The sequence below is a fragment of the Luteolibacter arcticus genome (assembly GCF_025950235.1).
Lineage (GTDB): Bacteria > Verrucomicrobiota > Verrucomicrobiia > Verrucomicrobiales > Akkermansiaceae > Haloferula > Haloferula arctica.
In genome coordinates this window covers 479057-493177 of the sequence record NZ_JAPDDT010000003.1, presented here as the reverse complement: position 1 = coordinate 493177, position 14121 = coordinate 479057, and the positions used below count along the sequence as shown (strand labels likewise).

The window sequence follows — 14121 nt, the reverse complement described above, 5'->3', positions numbered from 1 at the left end:
GCCATTCCGATGTCCGAAGCCTTCTCGGACGTACGCAGCGAAGAGGATTTCGGCTACGGGCTGCGCGACTTTCTCGATCGCTTTCGCGAGCGGCCGGATTTGTCACTCATCGAGGAGGAGCCCGCCTTGCTTGAGCCTTCTCTGCGCGATGGAGGTCACGCCGACGCGTTTCTCGCGGCCACCGCAGCCTGGCTGGCCAATAAGCACCGGCTCCGCGTGCCGGATTGGGCGAAGGGCTCTTCCCGCGCGCTGGAGGAGCCGCGTTTCGCCGCGCGGTCCCACAATCTTCGCATGGTTCTGCTTCAGGAAAGCCCTGCTGAATTCCGCCTTCGCAATCTTTTCGTTTCTGCCAACGCACTCACCCGCGCCTGACCTTTTTCCCGCATGTCCCAAGAATCGATCAAGCCCATCAACGTCGCCGAGGAACTGTCGAACTCGTTCCTCGAGTACTCGATGTCGGTCATCATCTCGCGCGCTCTGCCGGATGTCCGCGACGGTCTCAAGCCCTCGCAGCGCCGCGTGCTCTACGCGATGCGCCAGCTCGGCGTGACGCCCGGCAAGGCTCACGTGAAGTGCGCCAAGATCGTCGGTGAAACGATGGGTAACTATCACCCGCACGGCGACCAATCGATCTACTCGACGCTCGTGAACATGGGTCAGCCATGGTCGATGCGCGAGATGCTGGTGGATGGTCAGGGTAACTTCGGCTCGGTGGAAGGCGATGCTGCGGCGTCCATGCGGTATACCGAGGCGCGCTTGCATCACCTCGGCATGGCGATGATGGAGGACCTCGACAAGGACACCGTCGACTTCCAGCCGAACTACGACGGCTCGCAGGAAGAGCCCACCGTGCTGCCTTCCGCGTTCCCGAACTTCCTCGTCAATGGCGGCACCGGCATCGCGGTCGGCATGGCGACGAACCTTGCGCCGCACAATCTCGGCGAAGTGATCGATGGCATCTGCGCGCAAATCGACAATCCGGAGATCACGCTGCCGGAGCTGATGCAGCACATCAAGGGGCCGGACTTTCCTGTCTCCTGCGAGATCCGCGGCATCCGTGGCATCGAGGAATACTTCCGCACCGGCCGGGGCTCGATGCGCCTCCGCGGTAAGGTCGAGATCGAGGAAAACGAGAACGGCAAGTCGCTCATCGTCATCCGCGAGGTGCCCTACGGCGTGAACCGCGCCGTGCTGCAAGAGCGCATCGCCGAGCTGGTGAACGAGAAGGTGCTCACTGGCATTTCCGGCATGCGCGACCTCTCCGACGAGGAGACCCGCATCGAGATCGAGCTGAAGCGCGATGCCCGCGCGCAGGTCGTGGTGGCGCAGCTCTTCAAGCTCACCGCGCTGGAGACTTCCTTCAGCGTGAACATGCTGGCGATTCACAAGAACCGCCCGAAGCAGCTTTCGCTCAAGGAAGCGATCGACGCCTACATCGAGCACCGCCGCGAGGTCATCATCCGGCGCACCCGCTTCCTGTTAGGGAAGGCCGAGGAACGGGCCGAGCTGTTAGAGGCGTTCCTGCTCGCGCTTGGTCACCTCGATGACTTCATCAAGATCATCCGCGATTCGAAGAATCGCGACGAGGCCCGCGAGCGCCTGGCCGCCTACCAATTCTCCACCGCCACGGCGGAAGGGCTGGGTATCCTCATCCGCTCGCAGGCCGCGGTGCAGGGGGATCGCTACGTCTTCAGCGAGCGCCAGGTGAATGCGATCCTGGAACTCCGCCTCTATCAGCTCACCGGTCTCGAACGCGACAAGGTGAAGGGCGAGTACGACGAGATCCTCGAGACGATCAAGGACCTGCTCGACATTCTTGCCCGCGAGGAGCGCGTGCTGAACATCATCAAGGACGAGCTTCGCGCGCTGAAGGAAAAGCACGCCACGCCGCGCAAGTGCCCGATCCTCGCCGAGGCCGGCGAGATCGCCATGGAAGAGCTCATCGCCAATGACGCGATGATCGTGACGCTTTCGCATCGCGGCTACGTCAAGCGCACCCCGGCCAGCGAATACCGCTTGCAGGGACGTGGCGGCAAGGGTCTCAAGGGCATGGAGACCAAAGCCACCGGCAAGGACGAGGCGAACGACTTCATCGAGCACCTCTTCAGCGTCCAGGCGCACGATTACCTGCTGTTCTTCACCAATACCGGCCGCGTTTATGTGGAGCGGGTGTATGGCTTGCCGGAAGGTTCGCGCACCTCGACCGGCCGCAGCATCAAGAACGTCCTCGACCTCAAGCCGGATGAGAAGATCGCCGCGCTGCTGCGTCTGGAGCGCGCCACCGATGACAATGGTAACGACGTCACCTTCCGCGAGGATGCCGGTTACATCTTCTTCGCCACTCGCAATGGCAAGGTGAAGAAGACCGCGCTCAATGACTTCCGCAACTACCGCAAAGCGGGTCTCACGGCGATCAATCTGGACGAGGGCAACGATCTCATCGGTGTGAGCCTCACCAGCGGTGAGGACGAGATCATCCTCGTCACGCGGGATGGCATGAGCATCAAATTTACCGAAGGCGTTTACAAGAAACCCCAAGGAGAGCCCGACGATGGCGAGGAGCCGGAGTCGGAGGAAGAAGCCACCGAAGACGAAGGCAGGCCGCAGATTCGCCCGCAAGGCCGTGCGACCGCGGGTGTCACGGGCATCCGCCTGCGGAAGGACGACTATGTTGTCGGCATGGCGATCGTTTCGGAGGAAACGATGTTGCTCGTCGCCTCGGAAAACGGTCTCGGCAAACGCACCGCGTTCTCCAGCTATCGCTCCCTCCGCCGCGGCGGCCTCGGTGTGAAGACACTCAACGTCACCGAGAAGACCGGCAAGGTCGTCAGCGCCGTGGCCGTCACCGAGGAAGACGAACTGATGCTCATGACCTCCACCGGCCAGAGCATCCGCATCAAGGTCGGCGGCGAGAAGGGGATCCGCGAGACCGGCCGCGTCGCCCAAGGCGTCAAGCTCCTCACGCTCAAGGAGGGAGAGAAGCTGCAGGACGTCTCGATCGTCATTCCGGACGGCGAAGATGCCGCGGGTGAGGTTTCCGATACGCCTTCCGACGAGCCGGGCGAAGCACCTCCAGGCGGTGAATCGCAGGGCGAGGAGCCAAGCGGCGATGACGTCACCTGATTTTAGATGAATTAAAGAGCGGGGTGGTGAGGCTTTCGTCTTGCCACCCCGGTCCGGTCCACCCATTTTCCCGCCCGTCACGTGACGGGGCGTAGCTCAGCCTGGTAGAGCGCCTGCTTTGGGAGCAGGATGTCGTCAGTTCGAATCTGGCCGCCCCGACCAACTCACCCACCACTTCGGGTGAGTCAGGTCTTCCGGTTCTTCGTTAAGGTCCGTCTCTCGGACGGGCGAGGCCGCCCGACGAGAACGACTCCGGAGGCCGTCAGTTTGAACGCTGCGGGGGTTGTGACGACCCTTCATCCAATCACGAGAAGTGCAAGCTAGCGGGTAACCCGGAGGGCGAGCTGGCTGCCGCGGCCGTCTTGTTCTCAACGGGTTGCAGCAATTCATGCGGTGACCCATTTCACTGGATCGCCACCGAATTTTCAAAGAGGTGGGCTTTTCGGAACTGCTGGCACCCAACTCTCGATTCGGCCAGACGATCGCTGACGGCGAGTTTCACCAACGAGACGTTGCTGGAAACGAAGAGCGCGGTGCCGGAGGGAGGCAGAACCGGGGATCGCAGGCCGTGCCTGATCTCCCGCATCGGGAAGTCGAGCTCTCATGCGGTTTCGTGTTGGGGTGAAGGTGCCGGGTCAAGGCCTACTCACCATCTGGCTCTGGAGACGGCTGTGCTGCCGCCAGGCTGTGTTCGGCTTCCGTCTTGGTGAAGGCAAACTCGTTGCGGGCGCTACCGGGGCCGCACCCATTTGCGGATAAGCCGGGCAACTCAACCGCGATGGCGCTCGGCTTGTCATGAGCAAGTTTTGAGAGGTATTTGTTCCTGATATCCTCAAAAGTGATGCCTTGGTTTCTGAAATGTTAAGAAAAGCATTGCAATGGAGTTAAGATCTCAATAATCAGAAAGATTCGCGGATTTGATATTTGGTTTTTCCTGGAACTCCGGGAAATCCGCCTGAATCCACAACGAAATCGAAATCAAAAACACATGTCACACGTCCAACCATCCCTACTGGGGTCAGCGTCCTCTTTTCCGCAGTCCGGTCCGGCCAGCGGCACTTCCAACGGCTTTCAACGCGAAAGCAAATTCCTAGGAGCAATCACTGCTTCAACCTAATCACGTCCCAACAGTATATTTGATGATAAATTTCAAAAGTAGAGATGACAACCCGACGCACACATACGGCTCGCGTTTATGTGCAAAAGTGCGGCTGACGCTCCATGGCCTTGTCTTGGCGATGGTCGTGGCGGTCCCTTGCGGTACCTTGGTGGCGGCCAATCCGGTGCCAGTCGACCTTGGGACTTCCGCCAATTTCGGAGCTCTGGCAGGTGGGGCTATTTCGGGAACCGGTCACGTCAAAGGAGACGTGGGGTCGGGCACCGGTGCCATCGCCCCGGCGATCACCTCGGCTGGAACCATCTACCCCACGGGTCACGCTGCTGCAACGACCGCTCTAACCGATTTTGCCACTGCCTACAACGACGGTAAGAATCGAACGCCTGACGTCCTGTTGTCCGCGGCTGCCTATGAGTTGGGCGGGACGACCTTGAAGGCAGGGGTTCATAAAATCGGAGCTGCTGCTACTTTGGCATCCTCGGTGACTCTTAATGCAGAAGGGAACCCCGATGCCGTTTTTATCATCCAAATCGCAGGAGCATTCGGCGCCACGGCATCCGTAGGGAATGTGGTTCTGGCGAATGATGCTCGAAGCAAGAATGTCTTTTGGGTCGTGGAAGGGGCCGTTTCCATGGGGGCAGGTACTCACATGGAGGGAAATATACTCGGAGGCGCTGCGATCACATTCGGTGCCACCACCACCATCAATGGTCGGGCGCTGGCTGGTTCGCCTGCTGGCACGATCACATTGGCTACTACGGTTTCAGTACCGGTGGAGCCTTCCGTTGTGGGCGATCGGGTCTGGTTCGACTCGAATGGCAACGGCATTCAGGAACCGGCTGAAAGCACTGGATTCTCAAACGTGCCGGTCACCCTGATGCAGATGGTTTTAGAGAGTCTGACGATCGACCTCGGAACTGCTGCCAATTTCGGCGCGCTGTCAGGCGGGGCTATTTCCGGATCCGGCAATGTGGCAGGAAATGTGGGCTCGGGTACCGGTGCCATCGCCCCAGCGATCACCTCGACAGGAACCATTTACCCCACGGGTCATGCCGTTGCCATGACCGCTTTGGCGGACTTTGCCACCGCTTACAATGATGGGAAAAATCGAACCCCTGATTTTCTCTTGTCCGCGGCTGCCTACGAGTTGGGCGGCACGACCTTGACGCCCGGAGTTCACAAGATCGGAGCTGCGGCCACATTGGCCTCTTCAGTTACTCTCGATGCCCAGGGAGACCCTGAGGCTGTGTTCATCGTGCAGATCACAGGAGCATTTGGTACGACAGCTTCAGTAGGAAACGTGGTCCTGATCAATGATGCCAAGAGTGCGAATGTCTTCTGGATCGTCGAAGGGGCTGTTTCCATTGGTGCGAATTCCCACATGGAAGGCAATATCCTCGGTGGCGCGGCTGTCACGTTTGGTGCTTCCACCACAATAAGCGGTCGGGCGTTGGCGGGTTCGGCGGCCGGCACCGTCGCATTCGCGACGACGGTCTCAGCGGTAACGGGAACTCCACCGGTAGGAAATCCACCGCCAATTGTGGTGGCGAACACCGTGACCGATGCCAACGGGAACTATCTGTTCGGCAATGTGCAGCCGGGCACTTATTTCGTCCGTTGGGACCTCTCAGGCATCACAAACGATTTCCGCACCACCACTGCCGAACAAGGCAGCGATCAAGCGCTCGACAGCGACAGCGCCTCCGGCGAGGTCGGCGGATTGGTTAATGGTACGGAAATTGAGGTTCTGGGTGGAACAACCCACCTCGGTGTGGATCTCGGGTTGGTCGAGACTCTACCGGCGATCAAGGCGGCGGCGATCAATGAATTGGCCCCGGCGCTGGTAACCTATCTGTTAGCTAACTACTACTCCGCCGAGAACTGGGCGGCGCTGCAAGCCGCAAAAACGGATGGCGAGATCGCGATTCAGGCGGCTACCGATGCGGCAGGCGTGGCGACGGCGAAGAACGCTGCGCTGGCAGCGATGGATGCGGTGCCGACCTACGCCGAGACGCTGGCGGCGGCCAAGGCACCAGCGCTGAACGACCTGGCGACGGCGCTGGCGAGCTACCTGGAAACGGACTATACCGCCGGCAACTGGACGATGCTGAACGACGCCAAGACGAATGGCACCGTGGCGATTGATGCGGCGACCGATCCCGCAGGCGTGGCGACGGCGAGGAACGCTGCGCTGGCAGCGATGGATGCGGTGCCGACGATTGCCGAGACGCTGGCGGTGGCCAAAGCGGCGGCGATGAGCGACCTAGCGACGACGCTGGCGACCTATCTGGAAGCAAGCTACTACACCGCAGAGAAGTGGACGATGCTGACGACCGCCAAGACCAATGGCGAGATAGCGATCAATGCGGCCACCGATTTGGCAGGCGTGACGGCGGCGAAGGACATGGCGCTGGCGGCGATGCAGGCAGCTGCCGAAACGCTGCGGATCACCGACATCTCGCGGACCGCCGAAGGCGAAGTGACGCTAGTAATTAGCACCACTCCGAATATTCCATTAACTCTGCAAACCAGCACGGATCTGAAGATTTGGGCTACCATTGCCACACCGACTCCCAGCACCGGGTCGTGGACCTTCGTCCATGATGCCGAGCTGGCAACCGGTGCAAGTCGGTTTTACCGCGCATTTACCAGTCCGTAAGGCGATCAAAGCCGCGAGCAATCCTAGCGGCTGTAACAGGGATTGCTCGCGAGAAGCGTGAATTGGGTCAGGCCCAACGGTGTCCAAGGATTGGTTCATCGCTTGGCAGATTGGCCAAGCGGGCCAGGGCCTGGCTCAAAGGAGGCGGAGAGTCCAGATGAGTGCGCGGGGGCCCAGCTGCCGTGTGATTCCCCTTGGCGGGTTTGCGCGTCAGGCCGCTTTCCGCGCCAGCTTGCCTTGCCGGGCGCGCAGCCAGTTCGCCGGGATGAGGCTGACCACTTCTCGCTCTCTTTCATGCCGGGCAGACGGGTGAGCACGTCTTCAAGAAACTCCCGCGTGTCGATCTTCAGCCGCCGGCAGTTCTCGACGATGGTGTAGAGGATCGCCGCCCGCTGCTCCGCTTCGCGGCACCCGATAAAAAGCCAGTTCTTCGCGCCGACCTTGGTCGGGCGGATGGCGTTCTCGACGAGGTTGGTGCGGCGAAGTAGTGAGGAAGCTTCCCCTTTGAGAACCTGCCCCCCAGGCCCATGTCGTCGTTTCGCCCAAGGCGTAGGTGCGGGGCTTGAGATTCGTGGTCCCGCGGGGCGGTGAGCGCCGTGACCAATGCCTTGCACGTCGTCACATTGTCGAGTCGACAAGGCGGGTAGGGAATTCAGAGTGACCCAACGAGGAATGTCCGACGATTTTTCCAGAGTGATGAACGCCTTGGGCACTGGCGATGCCTTGCGGTCGGAAGAGTTGCTGCCTTTGGTTTATGACGAACTGCGGCACTTGGCGGCCAAGCGGATGGCGGGCGAGAGGCCCGGGCAGACCTTGCAGCCGACGGCGCTGGTTCATGAAGCGTGGATCCGTTTGTCGGGCGACAAGGAGCGCGATTGGAGCGACCGCGCGCATTTCTTCCGCGCCGCTGCCGGTGCGATGCGGCGAATCCTGGTGGACCGGGCCCGCGAGAAATCCGCGATCAAGCGCGGCGAGCGCGCCGAGACGCTCGACATCGGCGATCTCGACCTGGCGGACACCAGTCGCGACGACCGGGTGCTGCTGATCGATGAAATGTTAGAGCGTCTGGAGGCCGAGGATCCGGAGGGCGCGCGGGTCGTGGCACTGAAGTTTTTCGGCGGCCTGACCGAGACCGAGATCGCCGAGATCCATGGCGTGACCGAGCGGACGGTGCGGCGGCAGTGGGCCTACGCAAAGGCGCGGCTATTCCAGATGATCCAGGAGGATAACGAGTGAGGCCCGGAGCGAATGGACTTTTCCAAGAGCATCGAGAGGACCTTGTTCGAAGCTGCGGCGGGCTTGGCCGAGCCGGCGGAGCGCGCGGCTTTCCTCGACCGGACCTGCCAGGGTGATCCGGATCTGCGGGGACGGCTGGAGAAGCTGTTAGCCTTGGAAGACCGGGCCGAGGACTTCTTCGACATGCCGCCGGTGAAGATTCCGGCGGGCATGTCGCGGATCGCGATCCTGGAAGGCGAGGAGGGTGTGACCGCGCGACAGGCGGCGGCGCTCGCGGACTCCGGCGCGTGCATCGGCCGCTACAAGCTGGTCCAGCGGCTGGGCGAGGGCGGCTGGGGCGTGGTCTATCGTGCGGAGCAGTTGGAGCCGGTCCAGCGGGAAGTCGCGCTGAAGGTCATCCGGCTCGGTATGGACACTGAGAACGTGATCGCCCGATTCGAACTTGAGCGGCGGGCGCTCGCGATGATGGACCACCCGAACATCGCCCGCGTGCTGGATGCCGGAACCACGTCCACCGGCCGGCCGTTTTTCGTGATGGAGCTGGTGGACGGGGAAAAGATCACGGATTTCTGCCAGTCAGGGCAGCTGCCGATCCGGGAGCGGCTGGATCTTTTGGTGCAGGTTTGCCAGGCCATCCAACACGCGCACCAGAAGGGCGTGATCCACCGCGACATCAAGCCGTCGAACGTGCTTGTTAGAAGGCATGATGGGGTGCCGGTGCCGAAGGTGATCGACTTCGGCATTGCGAAGGCGACGGCCGGTGGCGGGGACGGCGAAGCGACGATGACGCAGCGCGACCAGTTTCTCGGCACGCCGGCTTACATGAGTCCCGAGCAGGCGGCGGGCGGCGCGGACATCGATACGCGCAGCGACGTCTACAGCTTGGGGGCCCTGCTCTATGAATTGATCTGCCACCGGCCGCCCTTCGATGCGCAGCGGTTGAAGGACGCCGGACCTGAGGAAACCCGGCGCATCCTGCGTGAAGAGGAGCCCGTGCCGCCATCGGTCGCCCATGGCGAGAAGCGGCTGCGCGATCTCGACTGGATCGTGATGAAGGCCATGGCCAAGGAGCGCCAGCGCCGCTACGACACGGCGAATGGACTGGCGATGGACGTGGTGCGGTTTGTTCAGGACGAGCCGGTGACGGCGCGCCCGCCGAGCCGCGGCTATCAGCTCGCCAAGCTGTTCCGGCGTAACAAAGTGCTTTTCACCGGCGGTGGTGTGGCGGTGCTCGGCCTCGTGGCGGCCCTGGCGTTTTCCACGCGAATGTTCCTTCTGGAGAAAGCCTCGCGTGAGGAACAAAGCAGGCTGCGCGGGATCGCCGAGACGGCATTGGCGAACGAGGAGTTCCGCGCACGAGTGGCCCAAGCCGCCGTGATGATCGGCTACGGTCAGCTCGAGGGTGCCGACAAGTTGTTGGCGGAAGTGCCGGTGGAGCTTACTCCGTCGTCACTGGAGGCCGCGGATTCGTTCCGCCGGATGGCCGAATGGCATCTCGCCGCGGGCCGTAGGGACGAAGCGGCCAAGCGCTATGCCTCGTTCGCCCGCGCGATTTCCAGCGTGGACAGCTCCGACACCGACAACGTTTCGCGGAATCTGCTGCCGGCCGCCGCGATGTTGTGTTTCACGGGTGACGATGCCGGCTACGCGAGGTTGCGCGAACTGATCCTGGAAAGGTTTTCAAACACCACCCATCCGGTGGTGGCGGAGCAGATGCTCAAGGTTTGCCTGCTGCGACCCGCCGACGAGAGTATCTTGAGGCAACTGCGGCCGCTGGTCGTGATCGTTTCGACGGCCGTGGACGAGAGGGGAGCCCTTGCCAAAAATCCTCACATGGCGGCGTGGAGCTACTTCTCACTCGCCTTGGCGGAGTATCGCGACGGCAACGATGCCCGCGCGACGCTGTGGGCCAACCGCTGCCTTGCCTCGCCGAAGGAGAACCAGGCGCGGATGGCGTCCGCTCGGTTGATCCTTGCGATGATTGAACAGCGCGCCGGACGAACGGGGAATGCCAAGGTCTTTCTCGACATGACCACCGGGCCGGTAACGGAAAGGATCGGCACCCAGGTGGTGTCCGGAAACGACAAAGATACCTTTTGGTATGACTGGATCAACGCGGCGATATTCCATCGCGAGGCGCTCGATCTGGTAGGGAAATAGGCCCTCAGCGATCATTGGATCTCCTTCAGAGCGGACGCTCGCTGAGCCCGATGGTCACGCTGCGGTGACCACGCGGGAAGCCCGTGAAATCGCGTCCGCAAAGGCGGTGAGAAAAAATTTCCACGGTTGTGTCCGGTTCTGGGAAGGGAATCCGCCTGTCGGAGAGAGGCCGCACTAAACCCCGGCTTTTTTCTCCAACCCATGAACCATCCCAGAACCCTCGGGGCGGCCGTTTTGTCGGCCGTCGCTTTCGCTCCGACATTGGTGCAGGCCGTCGTGCTGAGCCATGATTCGTTTTCCAGCTACACCGCCGGGGAAATCCAGTCCGTCGTTCCTTCTCCCGTCGTGGCAGGCTACACGGGAGATTGGACGGACATCGATTTCGGTAATGCCGAGCCGTCCATCACCGCCGGTTCGCTCAGCTATTCCAATCCTCTTTACGCGGGATCAAGCGGCGACAGCGTCAGCGTGGCCAACAACACCACCGGCGGCGAGGTTGCCGCCGGCAACAGCGGACGGGTCTTCCGTTTGCTGGACAGCACCTTGGCGGTCAACAGCTCGACCACGGGCAGCCTCTACCTGAGCTTCCTCTACCAAAACGGTCAACAGACGGGGGCGACGACCTTCCAGATGTTGTCGCTCTACGACACGAGCACCACGGATGCGAACCGCAACTTCACGGCGGGCCTCACCACCAACGGCGGGCAAACCGGAAACCAGTATAACTTCGGTGTCGAGAATGGCGCGCTCGAGACCTACGCCAGCACGGGAGTGGCGGCGGACACCGGCGTGCATTTGTTCGTGGTGAAATTTGACCTCAGCGCGGCGGCAGGCAGCGATAGCGTCACCGTCTGGCTCGATCCCATCCTCGGGGCTGGAGATCCCCTCGGTGGCACCACCATCACCGGGAAGAACCTGACTTGGGATCGTCTCGCTCTTTCCGACTATGAAGGCAATTCCGCCGCCTGGGACGAAGTCCGCTGGGGCACCGACTTCGACTCGGTGACCATCCCGGAGCCGGCGTCCGCCCTGTTAGGTTCGCTCGGCCTGCTCTCGCTGCTGCGCCGGCGGAGGAACTGAGTCCCTCGGCGGCGGATGCCCGGCACCTGTGTATCCGGAGTGCCGCTGCCATCCGTGATCGCGGTCTGCTCCTTCGATCCTTTTCCGAACCGTCTGATGAAACCCACGATGAAACCCACTTATCTAACAATCTTGAGTGCCGGCCTCCTGCTGCCGGCGACCGGCCTGGCCGATGTTCTCAGCCAGGATTCCTTTTCCGCCTACCCGGTCGGCGCTGAGCTGCCGGGGCAGGGACCCACTATCGCAGGCTACACCGGCCCCTGGGTGGATATCGATTTTGGCGCCGGCGAACCGGCGGTCTCCGCGAGCTCGCTGGGATACACCGCGAAAGCGGGTTCCACCGCTGCCTACACCGCCGGACTCGGCGATAAAGCCGGATTTCCCTCCCATGTCGGCACCGACAACGCCAATCAGGTCGGGCGAGTGTATCGACTTCTGGACACTGCATTGACGGTCACCGACACCACTGCGGGCGTTCGCTACCTGAGCTTCCTCTACCAGAACAGCAACGATACCGCGCTGGGCTATCAGATGCTGGACCTCTACAACGGCAGTACGGCGGATGCCAATCGCAGCTTCACGGCGGGCATCACCAACAACGGCGGCAGCACCGGCACCCAATATAATTTCGGTGCGAACGAGGCCTACACCAGCACCGGGGTGGCTGCGGATTCCGGTGTGCATCTGTTCGTCGTGAAATTCGATCTCAGTGCGACGGCCGCCAGCGATACGATCACCGTTTGGCTCGACCCTGTCCTCGGCGCGAATGATCCCACCGGCGGTGTGACAGTGACCGGGAAGAACATGCACTTCGATCGCTTGGCACTCTCCAACTACGACAATGCCAATGGCGTGGCCTGGGATGAAATCCGCTGGGGAACCACGTTCAACAACGTGACGATCGATCCCGTTTTCCCCGCCATCCCGGTCTTCGAGTCCCAGCCGGTCGCCTACACGGGCGAGGTGGGCGACACCGTGACGCTCCTGGCAAGCGCTCTTTCGTCGCCGGCAGCGACGTACCAGTGGCAGAAGTCCGCCGACGGCGTGGGCGGCTGGGCCAACATCGGCGGTGCCACCGCGAACACGCTTGAGTTGTTCTCCTCCACCTACGCCGACAACGGCTACTACCGCGTGGTGGCCACCAACGCGAATGGCTCGGACACCAGCGATGTCGTGCAGGTGGATCTCGCCTATCCGGAGCCGGCGATCATCACCCAGCCCGTTTCGGTCTCCGTGGAAGAAGGAAGCAATGCCCAGATCTCGGTCGTCGCTTCGGTCTTGGGGAATCCGACCTACCAATGGTTCAAGGATGCCGATCCGATCTCTGGCGCCACTTCCGACACGCTCGAATTGACCAATGTCCAGGAAGCCGCCGAAGGACCCTACTGGGTCCGCATCACTGACGATGCCGCGACAGCCGACAGTCAGCCGACGACGACAGTGGATTCGGCCGTGGCGACGCTGACGGTGTTCCCGCAATGGAGCGGACTGGTGAGCCACGATCCTTTCGACACCGCGGGTGGCTACGCGGCGGGCGCGCTGGCCAGCCAGAATCCGACGATTGCCGGCTATGTGGATGCCTGGGCGATCACCAACGGGTTCGGCCCGGTCTCGCCGGTGGTTTCGTCCGGTTCGCTCGCTTATCCGAATCCTCTCTATCTCGGATCCAGCGGCGGCCATGTCAGCACCCCGGCGGATGCCACGGCGATCAATGCCACCAACGCCGGTCGAGTCGGCCGCTTGTTAGATCCGCGGCTGGTGGTGAGCGATGCCACCACTGGGACCCGCTATGTGAGCTGGTTGTTCCGGACGGGCTTGGAGAATGCCGCGCCGGATCCCCAGGTCTATCAGACCCTCGCGCTTTTCAACGGAGTGCTGGGCACGGACGCGAACCGGGATTTCGAGGCGGGCATCGCCGCCGGGGATTTCAGCACCACGAACTTCGCCTTCAGGCTCAACAACAACACCGGCATGGTCGGCAACCTGGGCGTGCCGTCGGACGCGAATGTCCACCTGTTCGTCGCGAAGATCGAACTCAGCAGCGTGGCCGGCGGTGACAGCGTGACGGTGTGGATCGACCCCGCACTCGGCTCCGGGAATCCAAGCGGGGGCGTGACCGTGACGGGTGCCGACCTGACATGGGACCGGATCGCCTTGTCGGACTACGCCAGCGACTCCTCCGCATGGGATGAAATCCGCTGGGGCAGCACCTTTAACAGCGTGACGCTGAATCCGAACCCACCCGATGATTTCGCCGCGTGGATCGGCGGTTTCAATGTCGGCTCGTTGAACGGCTTCAATGACGACGCGGATGGCGACGGCATCAAGAACGGCGTCGAGAATGTTTTCGGCACCAATCCGTCGGTCGCAAACCAAGGAGTCACGGCGGTCGCCAAGACCGGTAGCACCGTCACCTTCCAACATCCGCAAAGTGGCTCGCCGGCCAGCGACGTGATCGCGGCCTACAAGTGGTCCACCGACCTCGGCACCTTCCATGCCAGCGGCGCGGCCAGCGGAGGCACCACCGTGACTCTCACCCCGGCGCTGAACACGCCGTCGGCAGGCAGCACGACTGTCACCGCCACCATTACAGGCACCCAGCCTGCGAAGTTGTTCCTCACGCTGGAGGCCACCCAACCCTGACCCCTTTGCTCCGCCTTCGGGCGTGTGTCGGCCGCCGTTGATGGGTTCTCGGAAGGACGACACATGGGGGCGGAGTACCAGCCGGAGCGGGGACGCCCGCTCC

General features: G+C 62.1%; 7 protein-coding genes and 1 tRNA gene. All 8 read left to right on the top strand.

From position 1 onward, the window contains the following. The first annotated feature begins 9 nt into the window (after positions 1 to 9). Positions 10 to 372 carry a hypothetical protein gene (locus tag OKA05_RS10275; RefSeq protein WP_264487044.1) on the top strand — a complete coding sequence of 121 codons (363 nt, stop codon included), beginning with the start codon at positions 10 to 12 and terminating at the stop codon, positions 370 to 372. A gap of 12 nt (positions 373 to 384) precedes the next feature. Continuing rightward, complete coding sequence (gene gyrA / locus OKA05_RS10270) at positions 385 to 3123, top strand: DNA gyrase subunit A (RefSeq protein ID WP_264487043.1); 2739 nt, start codon at positions 385 to 387, stop codon at positions 3121 to 3123. Positions 3124 to 3208: 85 nt separating this feature from the next. Beyond that, positions 3209 to 3285, top strand: a tRNA-Pro gene (locus tag OKA05_RS10265). Positions 3286 to 4262: 977 nt separating this feature from the next. Continuing rightward, a complete protein-coding gene (locus OKA05_RS10260) occupies positions 4263 to 6899 on the top strand; it encodes an ice-binding family protein (protein WP_264487042.1) in 2637 nt (878 codons plus the stop codon). 603 nt (positions 6900 to 7502) lie between these two features. Continuing rightward, positions 7503 to 8135: an ECF-type sigma factor gene (locus OKA05_RS10255; protein WP_319800649.1), complete on the top strand. Its 633-nt coding sequence runs from the start codon at positions 7503 to 7505 to the stop codon at positions 8133 to 8135. Between the two features lie 12 nt (positions 8136 to 8147). Then, complete coding sequence (locus tag OKA05_RS10250; protein ID WP_264487040.1) at positions 8148 to 10295, top strand: serine/threonine protein kinase; 2148 nt, start codon at positions 8148 to 8150, stop codon at positions 10293 to 10295. A 201-nt stretch (positions 10296 to 10496) separates the two neighbouring features. Next, positions 10497 to 11375 (top strand): hypothetical protein, encoded by an 879-nt coding sequence (locus tag OKA05_RS10245; RefSeq protein ID WP_264487039.1) that lies wholly within the window; start codon positions 10497 to 10499, stop codon positions 11373 to 11375. A 108-nt stretch (positions 11376 to 11483) separates the two neighbouring features. After that, entirely contained in the window at positions 11484 to 14018 is a 2535-nt protein-coding gene (locus OKA05_RS10240; protein WP_264487038.1) for an immunoglobulin domain-containing protein, read from the top strand. Positions 14019 to 14121 lie beyond the last annotated feature (103 nt).